This is a genomic window from Bradyrhizobium sp. USDA 4502, from assembly GCF_054063355.1.
In genome coordinates this window covers 1,150,391-1,167,677 of record NZ_JBSSGF010000001.1, presented here as the reverse complement: position 1 = coordinate 1,167,677, position 17,287 = coordinate 1,150,391, and the positions used below count along the sequence as shown (strand labels likewise).

Here is a 17,287-nt window from a genome sequence, read left to right as displayed (position 1 = left end):
GGAGACGCCCGCCATGCCGCCGAAGCGGCGCATAAAGGCCCGCAAACAGCCGCTTCAGCAGCGTTCGCGGGAAACCGTGGCGGTGATTCTGGAAGCGGCGGCTCGCGTTTTGGAAGCGGGCGGGCTCGAGGGCTACAACACCAATGCGGTCGCCGAGTGCGGCGGGATCAGCGTCGGCTCGGTGTACCAGTACTTCCCGAACAAGGACGCGCTGACGCTGGCATTGATCGCCAGATTCGAGGACGCGCTGCTGGCGAAAGTACGGGATGCGGTCGCGGCATCCGAGGGCAAGAGCCTGACGGCATCGCTCAACCTGATCGTTCGGGCCCAGTTCGAGGCGCATGCCGAGCGGGCCGGGCTCAATCGCATTCTGGAGGCCGAGGAGGATCGCCTGCGCGCGGCGTCATCGGGCACGTCAGCGGCCGGCGAATTGAAGGAGCTGGTCGCCGCCCTGCTGGCGCGGCATCGTCGTGAGATCGCAAGGCCAGTCGACGATGACGCCATCGAGGATCTGATCGTGATCAGCCGCGCCATGGTCGACCACGCGCTTCAAAACGACCTCTCGCAGGCTGCGGCCACCCGGCGGGTACTGCGCGCCATCGAGGGATATCTGTTCGGTCCGCGGCCGGACTTTTGACGCTTCCGGCAAGGCCGCTTCGCATACGCATCATGCAATGGCGCGGCTGGGGAACGGGATGCCGGCGTAGTACATGGCGGTCGCGGAGACATTTCAGGCATGCTCGAGAAGACCCCGACCACCGCGGCAACGGCGCCGATCACCGATGGGTTGCCTTGGGAACGCCGCCGCTGGGCGGTGGCCGCGATCTTCACGGCGCTGGCGATGGCCTCGCTCGATACCGCGATCGCCAATATCGCGCTGCCGGCGATTGCGAGCGATCTGCATGTCAGCCCTGCGGAAGTGGTCTGGGTCGTCAACGTCTATCAGATCGCGCTGGTCGCGACGCTGCTGCCGCTCGGCGCGCTCGGCGAGATCGTCGGCCACCAGCGAATCTATCTCGGCGGCCTTCTGCTGTTCACATTGGCGTCACTCGGCTGTGCCCTGGCGTGGTCGCTGCCGAGTCTGCTGGTTGCGCGCACCTTGCAGGGGCTCGGCGCCAGCGGCCTGATGAGCGTCAACACAGCGCTGGTGCGCTTCGTCTATCCGAGCCGGATGCACGGCCGCGGCTTCGGCCACAATGCGCTCGTGGTCGCGACCGCCTTCACGCTGGGGCCGACCATCGCCTCCGGAATCCTCGCGCTCGGCCCATGGCCCTGGCTGTTCGCCGTCAATATTCCGTTCGGCGTCGTCGCGTTGCTGATCGGCATGAAGACGCTGCCGACGACGCCGCGCGCCACCCACGCCTTCGATTTCGCAGGCGCGGCGCTGGCCTGCGCCTGTCTCGGCCTCTTCATCATCGGCATCGGCAGCGCCGCGCACAAGGCCGCGCCGGCGCTTGTCATCGCCGAGCTTGTCGGCGCCGTCCTGTTCGGATGGATCCTGACCCGGCGGCATGCCGACCATCCGGCGCCGATGCTGCCGATCGACCTGTTCCGGCGGCCGATCTTCGCGCTGTCCGCCGCGACCGCCGTCTGCTCGTTCGCTGTGCAGGGCCTCGCCTTCGTGTCGCTGCCGTTCTACTTCGAGGACATATTGCACCGCTCGCAGGTCGAGACCGGCTTCTTCATGACGCCCTGGCCGCTGGTGGTCGCCTTCATGGCGCCGATCGGCGGCCGGCTGTCGGACCGCTATCCGGCCGGCATCCTCGGCGGCATCGGCATGCTGCTGCTCGGACTTGGCATGGTGCTGCTCGCGACCCTGCCGGCCGAGCCCAGCGTCGCCAACATCGTCTGGCGCACGATGATCTGCGGCATCGGCTTCGGCTTCTTCCAGACTCCCAACATGAAGGCGATCATGTCGAGCGCGCCGTCGCATCGCAGCGGCAGCGCCAGCGGCATCGTCGCGACCGCGCGGCTGACCGGGCAGACCACCGGCGCCGCCCTCGCCGCGCTCTGCTTCGCGCTGGCCGACCGCGAGGGCGCCACCGTGGCGCTGGCGCTGGGTGCCGGATTTGCCGCGCTCGGCAGCGTCATGAGCTTCCTGCGTTTGGCGGTCGCTTCACCGCAAAAGTCATGACAGGTATGCGGCGCGCACAGTCCGCGGCCAAACACCACAGCATCAACTTTCTTTCGCGCTGCGAGCGCATTTTCTTGATTTGAACCGTTCCAGTTTCAAGGCCAACATCGCACTGCAGTCCGGTCGGAGGATCGGACCATTCAGGGGATCGCGATGGCAAACCTCAAAATTAACGGCAAGACAATCACTGTAGACGTCGAGGACGATACGCCACTGTTGTGGGCAATCAGAGAGAACGTCGGACTCACAGGGACCAAATACGGCTGCGGCATCGCCCAATGCGGCGCCTGCACCGTGCATATCGACGGCGTCGCGATGCGCTCCTGCGGCGTCACGGTGAGCGAAGCGGCCGGCAAGGAAATCACCACGATCGAGGGTCTCGCGGCGGGCGGCGTGATGCACAAGGTGCAGCTCGCCTGGATCGCCAGCGACGTGCCGCAATGCGGCTATTGCCAGAGCGGCATGATCATGGCCGTCGCGGCGCTCTTGAAGGACAATCCGAAGCCGACCGACGACGACATCAACGACGCCATCACCAATATCTGCCGCTGCGGCACCTTCCAGCAGGTGCGCGAGGCGATCCATGCTGCCGCGAACGCATAGGGACGCAGCGATGAACCAGCACGTCATGCCAAAACTGAATCGCCGCGCCTTTGTGATCGGCACCGCAACCGCCGGCGCCGGCCTCGCGCTCGGCCTCGACCTGCCGTTCGGCGGCCCCGCCGTGGTGCGCGCGGCCGACGGCGCGCCTGAAGTCAACGCCTGGGTCGTGATCCGGCCCGACGACACCGTGGTGATCCGCATCGCCCGCTCCGAAATGGGCCAGGGCACGCTCACCGGCCTCGCCCAGCTCGTCGCCGAAGAACTGGAATGCGACTGGTCGAAGGTCACGACAGAATATCCGACGCCCGGCCAGAGCGTCGCCCGCAAGCGCGCCTGGGGCGACTTCTCGACCGGTGGCAGCCGCGGCATCCGCACCTCGCAGGACTATGTCCGCAAGGGCGGCGCCACCGCGCGCGTGATGCTGATCCAGGCGGCAGCCAACGAGTGGAAGGTGCCGGCCTCGGAATGCAAGGCCGTCAACAGCGTCATCACCCACACGCCCACGGGCAAGACCACGACCTACGGCAAGGTCGCGGAAGCCGCCGCCAAGCTCGAGCCGCCGGCCGACGTCAAGCTGAAGGACCCGAAGGACTGGACTATCGCCGGCAAGGGCCTGAAGCGGCTCGACACCGTCGACAAGACCACCGGCAAGATGGTCTACGGCATCGACGTCAAGCTGCCGGGCATGCTGAACGCCGCGATCAAGGATTGCCCGGTGTTCGGCGGCAAGGTGAAGAGCTTTGGCGAGGCCAAGGTCGCCGGCATGAAAGGCGTCAAGAAGGTGGTGCAGGTCGGCGACAGCGCGGTTGCCGTCGTCGCCGACACCTGGTGGCACGCCAAGACCGCGCTGGATGCGCTGCCGATCGTCTGGGACGAAGGCCCCAACGCCAAGGTCTCCAGCGAGACGATCGCGACATGGCTCGCCGAAGGCCTCGACAATGCGCAGCCGGCCTATGTCGGCAACCAGAACGGCGACGCCAAGGCGGCGATCGCCAGCGCTGCCAAGAAGGTCGAGGCGGTCTACAGCTATCCCTACCAGAACCACGCCACGATGGAGCCGATGAACGCCACCGTGCTCTATACGCCTGACAAATGCGAGGTGTGGTGCGGCACGCAGAATGGCGAGGCGGCCTTCGCCGCGGCGCTCGAGGCCTCCGGCCTGCCGGCGGAGAAGGTCGACGTGCACAAGCTGATGCTCGGCGGCGGCTTCGGCCGGCGCGGCATGACCGACTATGTGCGGCAGGCGGTGGCGATCGCCAAGCAGATGCCGGGCACGCCGATCAAGCTGCTGTGGTCGCGCGAAGAGGACATGCAGCACGGCAAGTATCACCCGATCACGCAGTGCAAGCTGACCGGTGCGTTCGATGCCGACAACAACCTGGTCGCGCTGCACTACCGGCTGTCGGGTCAATCCATCCTGTTCTCGGTGCGCCCGGAAGCGCTGCAGAACGGCATGGACCCCGCCGCGTTCCAGGGCGTCGCGCAAGCCGGCGAGGCCGCGATCGGCTATTCGGTGCCTAACCTGCTGGTCGAGCATTCGATGCGCAACCCGCACGTTCCACCGGGCTTCTGGCGCGGCGTCAACGTCAATCACAACGCGATCTACATGGAATGCTTCATGGACGAGCTGGCGCTGGCGGTCGGGCAGGACCCGCTCGAATTCCGCCGCAAGCTGATGGGCAAGCACCCCAAGCATCTCGCCGTGCTCAACGCCGTGGCCGAGAAGATCGGCTGGGGCACGCCGGCGCCGCAGGGCGTCTATCGCGGCATCGCGCAGGTAATGGGCTATGGCAGCTATGTTGCCGGCGCCGCCGAGATCTCGGTGACCGACGGCAGCAAGGTCAAGGTGCATCGCATCGTCGCCTCCACCGATCCCGGCTATGTCGTCAACCCGGCGCAGGTCGAGCGGCAGATCGCGGGCTCCTTCGTCTACGGCCTCAGCGCGCTGTTCTACGGCGGCTGCACCGTGAAGGACGGCCGCATCGAGCAGACCAATTTCGACACCTACAACTCGATGCGCATCAACGAGATGCCGAAGGTGGAATCGGTGATGGTGCCGAGCGGCGGATTCTGGGGCGGCGTCGGCGAGCCGACCATCGGCGTTGCGGCGCCGGCGGTGCTGAACGCCTATTTCGCCGCGACGGGAAAGCGCATCCGCAGCTTCCCGCTGCGCAACCAGAACATCAGCTTCGCCTGATCAAACCGGAAGGGGCGGCCCGACCGGCCGCCGCCTCCTTTTTTCGGATTCTCGTGCATGGCCGTCACGCGTCATCAGACGCGCAGGGATGTGATCCGTGGCGCCGCTGCCGTCGCAGCGGCCGCCTTGGCGCGTCCGGCGTTGGCGCAGGCGGCGCCGCGCATCGCGGTGATCGGCGGCGGCTTCGGCGGCGCGGCCTGCGCGCGGGCGCTGCGGCGGCTCGACACCAAGCTTCAGGTCACGTTGATCGAGCCGAACAAAACTTTCACCGCCTGCCCGTTCAGCAACGAGGTGATCGCAGGGCTGCGCGAGCTTGCCGCGCAGCAATTCACCTATGACAAGGTTGCGGCCGACGGCATCACGATTGCCGCACAGGCGGCGACGAAGGTCGACGCGCAGGCGCGCAGCATCGCGCTCGCTGATGGGACAACGCTGTCCTATGACCGGCTGGTGCTGGCCCCCGGCATCGACATGCGCTTCGACGCCCTCTCCGGCTATGACGAGGCAGCGGCCGAGAAGATGCCGCACGCCTGGAAGGCCGGCGAGCAAACCATGCTGCTGCGCAAGCAGCTTGAAGCCATGGACGATGGCGGCCTCGTCGTGATCGAGGTGCCGGCTGCGCCGCTGCGCTGTCCGCCCGCCCCTTACGAGCGCGCCAGCCTGATCGCGCATTATCTGAAGACGAACAAGCCGAAGTCGAAGATCCTGGTGCTCGACGCCAAGGACAATTACTCGCAGCAGAAGCTGTTCGAGAAGGCCTGGACGGAGCTCTATCCCGGCATGATCGAACGGATCGCGCTGTCGCAGGGCGGACGGGTGACGTCGGTCGATCCGGCGACCAACGAGATCGTCACCGACTTCGGCAATTACACCGCCGCGGTCGCCAATGTGATCCCGCCGCAAAGGGCCGGCCGCATCGCTGACATCGCCGGAGCAGCCGACCACACCGGCTGGTGCCCGATCGATCCCGTCACCTTTGCTTCAAGGCTCGTGCCCAACATCCACGTCATCGGTGATGCCGCGATCGCCGGCGGCATCCCGAAATCCGCCTCCGCGGCGGCAGCGCAAGGCCGCGCCTGCGCGGCCGCGATCGTGAGCGCGCTTGCCGGCAAGGCGCCGGAGACGCCGCGGCTGGATGGTGCCTGCTACAACACGGTCGCGCCGGGCTACGCCTTCTCGCTGAAGGGCATCTATCAGCCGAAGGAAGATCAGTACGCCGAGGCGGAGATCACCATGAGCCCGGTCGATGCGCCGCACGAGGTGCGCCAGCGCGAGGCAAATCAGGCGCTCGACTGGTTCAAGAGGATCACGGGAGATGCCTTTGGCTAGGCTCGCCCTCACAATGCTTCTCGCCGCGGGACTGTTCGCGGCCAGCTGGCCCGTCGGCGCCGAGGAGCTGCGATCCTACACCGTCGTGGGCGATGCGATTCCGGCCTCGCTGACGGGAACCAGGGGCGATGTGGCGCGCGGCCGCGCGCTGATCGTCGAGCGTTCCTCCACTTGCATCCTCTGTCACAGCGGCCCATTTCCCCAGCAGGCGTTCCAGGGCGACCTCGCGCCGAACCTTGCCGGAAGCGGCAGCCGCTGGTCGGAAGGACAGTTGCGGCTCCGCCTGGTCGATGCGTCGCATCTCAACGCGGCGACGATCATGCCGTCCTACTATCGGGTCGAAGGGCTCGTGCGGGTCGGCACCTCGTGGCGCGGCAAGCCGATCCTGTCGGCGGAGCAGATCGAGGATCTCGTGGCTTACTTGACGACACTGCGGAACTAGGACCAATCAATCGATGGCGAATTCGGACCACACCACACGCCGGACGTTTCTGAGCCTGACTGGCGGCGCCGCCGCGCTGGTGATCGTGCGCCCCGTGGACGCGACGCCGGCGATGCTGTCGGCCGCGATCCGCAATGTCGTCGGCGAGGCCGATGTGCACACCGGCAAGGTCAAGCTCGACATTCCGCCGCTGGTCGAGAACGGCAACACGGTGCCGATGACGGTCAGCGTCACCAGCCCGATGACGGCGGACGAGTATGTGAAGAGCATCCACGTCTTCGACGAGAAGAACCCGCAGCCGAACATCGGCAATTTCCATCTCGGGCCGCGCGCCGGGCGCGCCCAGGTATCGACCCGCATCCGCCTCGCCGACAGCCAGAAGGTCATCGCCATCGCGCGGCTGTCCGACGACACGTTCTGGTCAGCAACCGCCGACGTCGTGGTGACGCTCGCTGCCTGCACCGAGGAGGCGATCTGATGCCGTCGGCCCTGATCAATGTCCCGGCCAAGGCCAAGCGCGGCAGCGTCATCGAGATCAAGACGCTGATGTCGCACATCATGGAGACCGGCTACCGCCACACGGCCTCGGGCAGCGTGGTGCCGCGCGACATCATCACGAGCTTCACTTGCCGCTTCAACGGCAAGGAAGTGTTCCGCGCCGATCTTTATCCTGCGATCGCGGCCAATCCGTTCATCACCTTCTTCACCACGGTGACCGAGAGCGGCAAGTTCGAATTCGAATGGATCGGCGACAAAGGGTTTTCGGAGACCGCGCAGGCTTCGATCACGGTCGAATGAGGATTGCGGTCTGCATCGCGCTGCTGACGGCGATGGCGGGCGCCGCGCTCGCGACCGAGATTCCGCGATCCGAACGCCGCTCCGGCTACAGCTTCATGAGCGCCGACAGCAAGGCGATGCAGGACGAGGACACCGCCAATCCCGGCATGCTGTCCGTGCTCGACGGCGAGGCCTTGTGGACGCGCAAGGCCGGCACCGCCAACAAGGCCTGCGCCGACTGCCACAACGACGCCCGCGTCAGCATGAAGGGCGTCGCGGCGCACTATCCGGCCTTCGACAAGGCGCTGCAAAAGCCGGTCGACCTCGAGGAACGGATCAACCTCTGCCGGACCAACCACCAGCAGGCCTCACCTTTCGCCTATGAAAGCCGCGAGCTGCTGGCGCTGACCGCCTATGTCGCACGGCAATCGCGCGGCATGCCGATTACGGCCGGCGACGATCCGGAGCTCGCGCCGTTCGTCGAACAGGGCCACGCGCTGTTCATGCAGCGGCAGGGTCAGCTCAATCTCGGCTGCACCAATTGCCACGATGATAATTGGGACAAGAAGCTCGCGGGCAGCGCGATCACGCAAGGGCAGCCGACCGGCTATCCGCTGTACCGGCTGGAATGGCAGGCGCTCGGATCGCTGCAGCGACGGCTGCGCGCCTGCATCACCGGCATCCGCGCGCAGGCTTATGATTACGGCTCGCCCGAGCTGGTCGAGCTCGAGCTCTATCTGATGTCGCGGGCGCGCGGCATGCCGGTCGAGACGCCGGCGGTCAGGCCTTGACCACACAGCTCCATCCGCGTCATTGCGAGGAGCGGAGCGACGAAGCAATCCATCCCTCCGCGCGCTGGGTAGCAATGGATTGCTTCGCTTCGCTCGCAATGACGGCGAGATGCGTGCCGAGCTTCAGCGCTCGGCGAACGCCTTCTCCACCACAAACTGCGCGGGCTCGCCGTGATTACCCTCGACGAAGCCGCGGCCATTCAGCAGCGTGCGGGTGTCGGCGACCAGCGCCGGCGAGCCGCAGATCATGACGCGGTCATGGGCGGCATCGAGCGCCGGCAGGCCGATGTCGGTGAACAGCTTGCCCGAGGTGATGAGGTCGGTGATGCGGCCGCGGTTGCGGAACGGATCGCGCGTCACGGTCGGGTAGTAGATCAGCTGGTCGCGCACCAATTCGCCGATCAGTTCGTCCTGCGGCAGCTTCTCGGTGATCATCTCGCCATAGGCGAGCTCCTTGACGCGGCGGCAGCCGTGCAGCAGCACGACCTTCTCGAACCGGTCATAGGTCTCGGGATCCTTGATCACGCTGAGGAACGGCGCGAGGCCGGTGCCGGTGCCGACCAGATAGAGGTTGCGGCCGTCCTCGAGATTGTCGATGACCAGCGTGCCGGTGGCCTTGCGGCTGACGATGATCTCGTCGCCTTCCTTGAGGTGCTGGAGGCGCGAGGTCAGCGGGCCGTCCGGAACCTTGATCGAGAAGAACTCCAGCGTGTCCTCGTAATTCGCGCTGGCGACGCTGTAGGCCCGCAGCAGCGGCTTCTCGCCGACCTTGAGCCCGATCATGGTGAACTCGCCGTTGCGGAAGCGGAACGACGGATTGCGCGTGGTCTTGAAGGAGAACAGCGTATCGGTCCAGTGGTGAACGCTGAGGACGCTTTCCTGGTTGAAATTGCTCATCGTCAGTTTCCTTGACGCGCGGGCCGGATTGGCGGCAAAATCATTTGTACACGATCGTTCGTATACAAATGAATAATCCAGCTTGATCCGGCCGTCAAGCCACGGGCACAATGGCCGGCGAAGGCGTTGAACCAAAAGGAAAAACCATGGCGCACGATGCACCCCAGGCGACCGGTCCGAGCAAGCTGGTGATCCGCAATATCGGGCTGTTGCTGTCGGGGGCCCTGGAGAAGCCGATCCTGGATGCCGATACCATCGTCGCCGAGAACGGCAAGATCACTGCGATCGGCCGCCTCAAGGATGTCGACACCGAAGGCGCCACCACCATCGTCGATGCCAATGGCACGACGGTCGCGCCCGGCCTGATCGACAGCCACGTCCACCCGGTCGCCGGCGACTGGACGCCGCGGCAGAACCAGATCAACTGGATCGACAGCTACCTGCATGGCGGCGTCACCACCATGATCTCCGCCGGCGAGGTGCACATGCCCGGGCGTCCGCGCGACGTCGTCGGGTTGAAGGCGATGGCGATCTTCGCACAGCGCGCGTTCTGGACGCTGCGACCGGGCGGCGTGAAGGTGCATGCCGGCGCGCCCGTGATCGAATGCGAGATGGTGGAGGACGACTTCAAGGAAATGGCCGCCGCCGGCGTCAAGCTGCTCGGAGAGGTCGGGCTCGGCGGCGTCAAGGATGGACCGACCGCGCGCAAGATGGTCGGCTGGGCGCGCAAGTACGGCATTCAGAGCACGATCCACACCGGCGGCCCGTCGATCCCGGGCTCCGGCCTGATCGACAAGGACGTGGTGCTGGAGGCCGACACCGACGTGGTCGGTCATATCAATGGCGGCCACACCGCCCTGCCCGACGACCAGATCCGCTGCATCTGCGAGGGCTGCAAGCGCGGGCTCGAGCTGGTGCATAACGGCAATGAGCGCTCGGCGCTGTTCACGCTGCGCACCGCGCGCGAGATGGGCGATTTGCACCGCGTCATCCTCGGCACCGACGCGCCCGCCGGCTCCGGCGTGCAGCCGCTCGGCATCTTGCGGATGGTCTCGCTCTTGTCCTCGCTCGGCGAGCTCCCGGCCGAGCTGGCGTTCTGCCTGGCGACCGGCAACACCGCGCGGATGCGCGAGCTCGATTGCGGCCTGATCGAGGTCGGCCGCTCGGCCGATTTCGTGCTGATGGACAAGGCGCAGCATTCACCGGGCAAGAACATCCTGGAGAGCGTTCAGCTCGGCGATCTCCCGGGCATCGGCATGACCATCATCGACGGCATCGTCCGCACCCAGCGCAGCCGCAACACGCCGCCCGCGGGCAAGGTGCCGGAGGTGGTGGCGAAGTGACGTGCACCAAGGCCGTTGCGCGGCGGTGACGGGGTGAACAGCGGTGCAACATATCCGGTGTCGCCCCGGCGAAGGCCGGGACGACACTGAGCGTTTGGTGCCACTCGTCAGTCATACATTCACTTGCTCTCAGGGTGATCGTGCTGGATAGGTGTTTGCTCAACCCCTTGAGCGGGCTGCCAGATCGCGCGCCCGGCGGCGCGCGGCTTTGCCGCGCCGCCTGCGTAACCGAACCTTGTTTTCACCGGTCACCGTTGCGGTGTATCCTGACCGCAAGCGAACCTTAGCCGGCGGCACTCGCAAGAGGCATTTTCGATCCGGATAGTTCTTGCTGCTGCGTGCCGCCATGCCGTGTTGATCTACACCAGGCAATCAGGAGGCAGCCGATGACGATGAGGCCAGATCCTACGTTCCACGCGTCGCCGAAGCTCGCGATGGAAGCGCCGGCCGAGAGCTTTGCCTACACCGTGCTGCTCAGCCCGGATTTTTCAAAGCCGGACGCGCTCGCGGTGATCGACGTCAAGCCCGGCTCTCCGACCTACAGCAAGATCGTCCACACGGTGACGATGCCCAACAAGGGCGACGAGTTCCACCATTTCGGCTGGAACGCCTGCTCGTCGGCGCTGTCCCCGCTGGCCGGACACGCCTTCCTCGAGCGTCGCTACCTCATCATCCCCGGCATGCGATCCTCCCGGATCTATATCGTCGACACCAAGCCGGACCCGACGCAAGCGAAGATCCACAAGATCATCGAGCCCGAGGAAATCTTCAAGAAGACCGGCTACTCGCGGCCGCACACCATCCACTGCGGGCCGGAGGGCATCTATGTCAGCACGCTCGGCGGGAGCGGCAAGGACGGCACCGACGGGCCGCCCGGCATCTTCATCATGGACTGCGAGACATTCGAGGTGCTCGGCCGGTGGGAGATCGATCGTGGGCCGCAGACCAAGCATTATGACTTCTGGTGGAATCTGCCACGCGACTACATGGTGAGCAGCGAGTGGGCCTTGCCGCCGCAGTTCGAGAACGGCATCGTGCCGGAAGACCTGCTGTCGAACAAATACGGCCATCGGCTGCATTTCTGGGACCTGCGCGCCCGACGCAATGTCCAGACCATCGACCTCGGCGCCAATCATCAGATGGCGCTGGAGGTGCGTCCGGCGCACGATCCGGTTCGCGAACACGGCTTCGTTGGCGTCGTGGTCGATACCACGAACCTCGAGGGTTCGATCTGGACCTGGTGGCGCGAGGGCGGCAAGTTTCACATCGAGAAGACGGTGACGATCCCGCCCGAGCCCGCATCGAAGGACCAGCTGCCGCCGCTGTTGCAGGGTTTCGGCGCCGTACCTCCGCTGGTGACCGATATCGACTTGTCGATGGACGACAAGTTTCTCTACGTCGCCTGCTGGGGCACCGGCGAGATGCGCCAATACGACGTCAGCGATCCGCGCAAGCCGAAGCTCGCCGGATCGGTCCGCATCGGCGGCATCGTTCATCGCGCGCCTCACCCGAACGGACAGGCTTTTGCCGGCGGGCCGCAGATGGTCGAGATCAGCCGCGACGGCAAGCGGGTGTACTGGACCAATTCGCTCTACTCGACCTGGGACGACCAGTTCTATCCGCAAGGCATTCCCGGCGCCGAGGTGATGGCGAATGCAAGCCCGGGCGGTGGGCTCGAACTGGCGAAGGACTACTGGGTCAGCTTCCCCGACGGCTACCGGGCGCACCAGATCCGGCTCGATGGCGGTGACTGCTCCACCGACTCCTTCTGCTATCCGTCGGTCTAGAGCGTTTTCGAGCGAAGTGGGTACCGGTTCGCGTGAAGAAAACGCGTCAAAACAAGAATCCAGAGCCCGTTCCGATTCGATCGGAACGGAAAGGGCCCTGACGTGAGCCCGGCCGACTGGACTCCGGCCTGGCTGTGGCTGGCGGTCATCGCGAGCGGCCTCTACCACGGGATCAACCCGGGCATGGGCTGGCCGCTCGCGGTTTCCGCGGGATTGATGCAGAGGAGCTCGCGCGCGCTGCTGACCGCGCTTGGCCCGCTCGCGATCGGTCATTTGCTGGCGATGCTGCTGGTGATCCTTCCGTTCGCGCTCTTGATCACCCTCGTCGAATGGCAGCGCACGATCCGGATCGGCGCGAGCCTGCTCGTCATCTTGTTCGGTGTCTACCGGCTGATCGACCGGCGCCATCCGCGGGCCCTGGTCCGGATACCGCCGACGCAACTCGCTTTGTGGTCGTTCGCGGTGGCGATCGCGCATGGCGCGGCGCTGATGCTGGTGCCGATCTATCTGGGGCTGTGCCGCGAGGCTGAAGCGGACCAAGGCCATGCGGCCGCCAACAGCCTGATCGACACCAGTCTCACGATGGCCGTGCTGGTCTCCATCGTCCATGCCGGCGCGATGATCGCCGCCGGCGGATGCCTGGCGTGGCTGGTCTACCGCTACCTCGGCCTGAAATTCGTATCCCGGAGCTGGTTCAATCTGGACACGGTTTGGGCGCTCAGCCTGGTGCTGGTGGGTGTCGTCGCGCTGGTGCTTGCTCTTGCGACGTAGTGCGGGCGCGGCACGCTGCCCGTAGGTAAGACGCTGGAGATCGCACGAAGTAGTAGCGGCGACCCGTCACCCTGAGGTGCACGCGCAAGCGTGCCTCGAAGGGTGAACGGCCCACGGCAGAAGTCGGGGCCGTCGACCCTTCGAGACGCCACGCTGCGCGCGGCTCCTCAGGGTGACGGTGATAGATTGCGTCACCGCAGCCTGCCGAGCAGCGCGATCAGCGTCTCGCGCTCCTTGGCATCGAGCGGCGCCAGCGTCTCCCTGGAGATCACCAGCGCATTGGGTGCGGCCTTGTCGGCCATCTGCTGGCCGGCGCGCGTCAGACTCACCAGCAGGCGGCGGCCATCGTCGGGATCCGGCGAGGTCTCGGTCAGGCCGCGCGCGGTCAGGCGATCGATCACGCCCTTGATGGTCGCGACGTCCATCGACGTCAGCCGCCCGAGCTGGTTCTGCGAGCAGGCGCCGACCTCGGACAGCTTCGACAGCGCCGCCCACTGAGTCGGCGTCAGATTGATGCCGATCTCTCGGGCGAAGATCACGGCGTGGCGCTGCGACACCTGGCGCAGGATGAAGCCGATCTGCTCGTCCAGCACATATCCCGGCCTGGTCGCTTTCCCGTTTCGCTTCGGTGCCGCACTCCTCGCCATCGTCCACTCCGCCCTTACAGCGACAGATGCGCGTCCCGGATATCCGGACGCGCATCGAGCTCCGCCATGGTGCCGCCGAAACAGATCCGGCCGCGCTCGATGATATAGGCGCGATCCGAGATCAGCCGGGCGAAATGCAAATTCTGCTCGGAGACGACGATGCTGACGCCCTCTTTCTTCATCGCCAGGATCGCATCGACCATCTGCTCGACGATTTTCGGCGACAGCCCCTCCGAGGGCTCATCGAGCAGCACCAGCGACGGATTGCCCATCAGCGTGCGCGCGATCGTCAGCATCTGCTGCTCGCCGCCGCTCATGCGCCCGCCGGGCCGGCCGCGCATCTCGCCGAGGTTCGGGAACAGCTTGAACAGTTTTTCGCGATCCCATTGCGGCGCGCCTGCCCGCCTCGGCTGGCGGCCGACCTCGAGATTCTCCTCGACCGTCAGATCCGTGAAGATGCGCCGCTCCTCCGGGACGTAGCCGAGCCCGCCGCGCACAATCGCGTGCGTCGGCAGATCCGAGACGTCCCGGCCCTCGAACATGACGCGGCCGGAGCGGTTCTGGACCAGGCCGACGATGGAGCGGAACGTGGTCGATTTGCCGGCGCCGTTGCGCCCGAGCAGGGCAACCACTTCGCCCTCGCCGACCTCGAGCGCGATGTCGAACAGGATATGCGCCGGGCCGTAGAAGCTGTTGAGATCCTTCACCGTCAGCTTCATGCCGATGCCCCCTCGCGGTGCCGGGCGTCATAGACGAGGCCCTCGCCGAGATAGATCGCCCGCACCTGGGCATTGCCGCGCACCTCTTCGGGCGAGCCTTCGGCGATCAGGAGGCCGCGGTTCAGCACCAGGATGCGGTCGGCATGCTCGAACACCACGTCCATGTCGTGCTCGGTGAACAGCACGCCGATCGACTGCTCGCGCGCGATCCGAGCCGTCAGCCGCATCAGCTCGACGCGCTCGCGCGGCGCCATGCCGGCGGTCGGCTCGTCCATCAAGAGCAGCTTCGGCTGGTTGGCGAGCGCGATCGCAAGCTCGAGCCGCTTGACGTCGCCATAGGCGAGCTCGCCGCAGGGCCGCTCCGCATAGGCACCCATGCCGACCAGATCGAGCAGCCGCCCCGCCTCGTCGCGCGCGTGGCGGGCGGTCGAGGCCCACAGGTTGAACAATTGCCCGCCATGCGAGACCAGCGCGACCTGCACGTTTTCGCGTACCGTCATGGTGGGGAATGTCGCCGCGATCTGAAAGGTGCGGCCGACGCCCATGCGCCAGATCACGCGCGGCTTCTTGCCGGTGGTCTCCGCGCCCAGCACGCGGATGCGGCCGCTATCGGGAATGTTCTGGCCGTTGAGCATGTCGAAGCAGGTGCTCTTGCCTGCGCCGTTCGGCCCGATCAGCGCCAAAATCTCGCCGGCGCGCAGTTCGAAGGAGACGCCGCGCACGGCATGCACGCCGCCATAGGATTTGGTCAGCCCCTCAACCGACAGCAATGTGGGAACCATGCTCATTCGGCGCTCTCGATGCGGGAGGTCAGCAAGGGCGATACCGACGACGAGGATTTGCGCCGGCGATGCATGAAGGCTTCGAGCGTGCCGACGATGCCCTTCGGGAACGCGACCACGATCAGCACGACGAAGCCGCCGAGCACCAGCTTGGAAAGATCGGTCTGGCTGACCAGCCAGATATTTAGCGCCTTGTAGACGATGGCGCCGACCACCGCACCCGACACCGTCTCGACACCCCCGAGCAGCACCATGACCAGCGCATCGACCGACAGCGAGATGCCCATATTGTCGGGGAACACGCTGCCCTTGAGATAGGCGAACAGCGCGCCGGCAAGGCCGGCGACCGTGCCCGCGATCACGAAGGCGGTCCACTGGATGCGTTTGCCGTCGATGCCGATGGATTCGCTGCGGAGCGGCGAATCGCGCGTCGCGCGCAGCGCAAAGCCGAACGGCGAGAACACGATGATGCGGAGGATCACCACCGCGAGCGCGGCGATGCCGAGCGACAGCCAGTAGAAATGCGACGGGCTCGCAGCCCATTTTTCCGGCCAGACCCCGAGGATGCCGTTGTCGCCGCCGGTGACCGACACCCACTGGAACGCGATCGACCAGACGATCTGGGCAAAGGCCAAGGTCAGCATCGCGAAATAGACCCCGGAGAGCTGCACCGCGAAGAAGCCGAATACGGCGGCGCCGAGGAGCCCGAGCAGCGGCCCGAGCAGCAGGCAGGCAATCATCGGCAGGCCGGCCATCTTGGCGAGCAGCGCCACGCCATAGGCGCCGAGCCCGAAATAGGCCGCGTGGCCGAACGAGGCGAGCCCGCCGACCGACATCAGGAAGTGCAGGCTGACCGCGAAAATCACGAAGATCGCGATCTCCGAGCCGACCGTGAGCAAATAATTGCCGGCGACGAACGGCAGCGCGGCGGCAACGATGAGCATGGCAATCGCGGCGAACCGCTCGTTCATCGTCAGCGGCCGCCACGGATTGACGGTCAGCCCCGGCGTGCGCCGTGCCGGCGCCTCCGGCTTGCCGAACAGCCCCCACGGCCGGACGATCAGCACCACCGCCATCACCAGGAACACCAGGATGATGGAGATCTTCGGAAAGATCAGGATGCCGAAGGCGTTGAGCTCCGACACCAGCACCGCCGCGACGAAGGCGCCGATGATGCTGCCGAGGCCGCCGATCACCACCACGACGAAGACCTCGACGATGACGCGCAAATCCATCGCGTGATTGACCGCATCGCGCGGGATCTGCAGCGCGCCGCCGAGCGCGGCGAGGAAGACGCCGAGCGCGAACACGCTGGTGAACAGCCATTTCTGATTGACGCCGAGCGCAGCCACCATGTCGCGGTCCTGCGTCGCCGCGCGCACCAGCACGCCCCAGCGGGTGCGCTGGAACAACAGCCAGAGCACGCCGAGCACGACCGGCCCGAGCACGATCAGGAACAGGTCATAGCTCGGAATATTCTGGCCGAAGAAATCGATCGCGCCCTTGAAGCCGGGCGCGCGGCGGCCGACCAGATCGTCCGGGCCCCAGATCAGCACCACGAGATCCTCGACCATCAGCGTCAGGCCGAAGGTGGCGAGCAACTGGAACAGCTCCGGCGAATGGTAGATCCGGCGCAGCAGCACCATCTCGACCAGCACGCCGATCGCAGCAACCGCCAGCGCCGCAACGACGATGCTGCCCCAGAAGCCGAGCGCGCCGGAAAAGCGCTCGGTCAGGGTAAAGGCGACATAGGCGCCGAGCATATAGAACGCGCCATGCGCGAAATTCACGATCCGCGTCACGCCGAAGATGATCGACAGACCCGAAGCGACCAGGAACAGCGACGCCGCGCTGGCAAGACCGGTCAGGAACTGGACGACATAGAAGGCCATGGGCGGTCCGCGTTGGAGTTTCCGTTCACCTCACCTCGCCCCGCCTGCGGGGAGAGGTCGAATTCAAGCGCCAGCTTGAATTCGGGTGAGGGGGACTCTCCGCGCGCTCGTTCGCGGAAATAGCCCCTCACCCCAACCCTCTCCCCGTAAGAACGGGGAGAGGGAGAAGTTCAAGT

At 66.0% G+C, this 17,287-nt stretch carries 17 protein-coding genes; 12 read left to right on the top strand and 5 right to left on the bottom strand.

Annotated elements, in window-relative coordinates; translation table 11 throughout:
- Window positions 1-13: 13 nt before the first annotated feature.
- The 9 genes from ACVW1B_RS05235 to soxA all read left to right on the top strand — a co-directional run bounded on the left by ACVW1B_RS05235 (window position 14) and on the right by soxA (window position 8,273).
- Window positions 14-637, top strand: a complete 624-nt coding sequence (locus ACVW1B_RS05235; RefSeq protein WP_456821293.1) for a TetR/AcrR family transcriptional regulator — start codon at window positions 14-16, stop codon at window positions 635-637.
- Between the two features lie 99 nt (window positions 638-736).
- Window positions 737-2,134 carry an MFS transporter gene (locus tag ACVW1B_RS05230; RefSeq protein ID WP_076827063.1) on the top strand — a complete coding sequence of 466 codons (1,398 nt, stop codon included), beginning with the start codon at window positions 737-739 and terminating at the stop codon, window positions 2,132-2,134.
- Window positions 2,135-2,287: 153 nt separating this feature from the next.
- Entirely contained in the window at window positions 2,288-2,737 is a 450-nt protein-coding gene (locus ACVW1B_RS05225; protein ID WP_016846497.1) for a (2Fe-2S)-binding protein, read from the top strand.
- Between the two features lie 10 nt (window positions 2,738-2,747).
- The gene (locus tag ACVW1B_RS05220) at window positions 2,748-4,934 is read left to right on the top strand and encodes a molybdopterin cofactor-binding domain-containing protein (protein ID WP_456821292.1); all 2,187 of its coding nucleotides are present in this window, start codon (window positions 2,748-2,750) and stop codon (window positions 4,932-4,934) included.
- 57 nt (window positions 4,935-4,991) lie between these two features.
- A complete protein-coding gene (locus tag ACVW1B_RS05215) occupies window positions 4,992-6,263 on the top strand; it encodes an FAD-dependent oxidoreductase (RefSeq protein WP_456821291.1) in 1,272 nt (423 codons plus the stop codon).
- Between the two features lie 13 nt (window positions 6,264-6,276).
- Window positions 6,277-6,705, top strand: a complete 429-nt coding sequence (gene soxX, locus ACVW1B_RS05210) for a sulfur oxidation c-type cytochrome SoxX (protein ID WP_456823002.1) — start codon at window positions 6,277-6,279, stop codon at window positions 6,703-6,705.
- Window positions 6,706-6,718: 13 nt separating this feature from the next.
- A complete protein-coding gene (locus ACVW1B_RS05205) occupies window positions 6,719-7,183 on the top strand; it encodes a SoxY-related AACIE arm protein (protein WP_456781293.1) in 465 nt (154 codons plus the stop codon).
- Entirely contained in the window at window positions 7,183-7,503 is a 321-nt protein-coding gene (gene soxZ, locus ACVW1B_RS05200) for a thiosulfate oxidation carrier complex protein SoxZ (protein ID WP_076827071.1), read from the top strand. Before ACVW1B_RS05205 ends, soxZ begins: the two co-directional genes overlap by 1 nt.
- Window positions 7,500-8,273 (top strand): sulfur oxidation c-type cytochrome SoxA, encoded by a 774-nt coding sequence (gene soxA, locus ACVW1B_RS05195; RefSeq protein WP_456781294.1) that lies wholly within the window; start codon window positions 7,500-7,502, stop codon window positions 8,271-8,273. The genes soxZ and soxA overlap by 4 nt, the downstream gene beginning before the upstream one ends.
- Window positions 8,274-8,396: 123 nt before the next feature.
- Here soxA and ACVW1B_RS05190 read toward each other — a convergent pair whose 3' ends face one another.
- The gene (locus ACVW1B_RS05190; RefSeq protein ID WP_018270450.1) at window positions 8,397-9,170 is read right to left on the bottom strand and encodes a ferredoxin--NADP reductase; all 774 of its coding nucleotides are present in this window, start codon (window positions 9,168-9,170) and stop codon (window positions 8,397-8,399) included.
- Between the two features lie 146 nt (window positions 9,171-9,316).
- Here ACVW1B_RS05190 and ACVW1B_RS05185 point away from each other — a divergent pair, with 146 nt between their 5' ends.
- The 3 genes from ACVW1B_RS05185 to ACVW1B_RS05175 all read left to right on the top strand — a co-directional run bounded on the left by ACVW1B_RS05185 (window position 9,317) and on the right by ACVW1B_RS05175 (window position 13,071).
- Window positions 9,317-10,513 carry an amidohydrolase family protein gene (locus tag ACVW1B_RS05185; RefSeq protein ID WP_076827077.1) on the top strand — a complete coding sequence of 399 codons (1,197 nt, stop codon included), beginning with the start codon at window positions 9,317-9,319 and terminating at the stop codon, window positions 10,511-10,513.
- Between the two features lie 386 nt (window positions 10,514-10,899).
- Window positions 10,900-12,300, top strand: coding sequence for a selenium-binding protein SBP56-related protein (locus tag ACVW1B_RS05180; protein ID WP_076827078.1), 1,401 nt, complete (start codon window positions 10,900-10,902; stop codon window positions 12,298-12,300).
- 102 nt (window positions 12,301-12,402) lie between these two features.
- Window positions 12,403-13,071: a hypothetical protein gene (locus tag ACVW1B_RS05175; RefSeq protein ID WP_456781296.1), complete on the top strand. Its 669-nt coding sequence runs from the start codon at window positions 12,403-12,405 to the stop codon at window positions 13,069-13,071.
- A gap of 191 nt (window positions 13,072-13,262) precedes the next feature.
- On the opposite strand, the gene ACVW1B_RS05170 is transcribed toward ACVW1B_RS05175, so the two are convergent.
- Genes ACVW1B_RS05170 through ACVW1B_RS05155 form a run of 4 tightly spaced genes read right to left on the bottom strand, consistent with a single transcriptional unit; the run spans window position 13,263 to window position 17,111 of the window.
- Window positions 13,263-13,718 carry a MarR family winged helix-turn-helix transcriptional regulator gene (locus tag ACVW1B_RS05170; protein WP_229192287.1) on the bottom strand — a complete coding sequence of 152 codons (456 nt, stop codon included), beginning with the start codon at window positions 13,716-13,718 and terminating at the stop codon, window positions 13,263-13,265.
- A 14-nt stretch (window positions 13,719-13,732) separates the two neighbouring features.
- A complete protein-coding gene (locus ACVW1B_RS05165; protein ID WP_456781297.1) occupies window positions 13,733-14,437 on the bottom strand; it encodes an ABC transporter ATP-binding protein in 705 nt (234 codons plus the stop codon).
- Window positions 14,434-15,225 (bottom strand): ABC transporter ATP-binding protein, encoded by a 792-nt coding sequence (locus ACVW1B_RS05160; protein WP_456781298.1) that lies wholly within the window; start codon window positions 15,223-15,225, stop codon window positions 14,434-14,436. Before ACVW1B_RS05160 ends, ACVW1B_RS05165 begins: the two co-directional genes overlap by 4 nt.
- Window positions 15,222-17,111, bottom strand: coding sequence for an ABC transporter permease (locus ACVW1B_RS05155; protein ID WP_456821290.1), 1,890 nt, complete (start codon window positions 17,109-17,111; stop codon window positions 15,222-15,224). Before ACVW1B_RS05155 ends, ACVW1B_RS05160 begins: the two co-directional genes overlap by 4 nt.
- Between the last annotated feature and the right edge of the window lie 176 nt (window positions 17,112-17,287).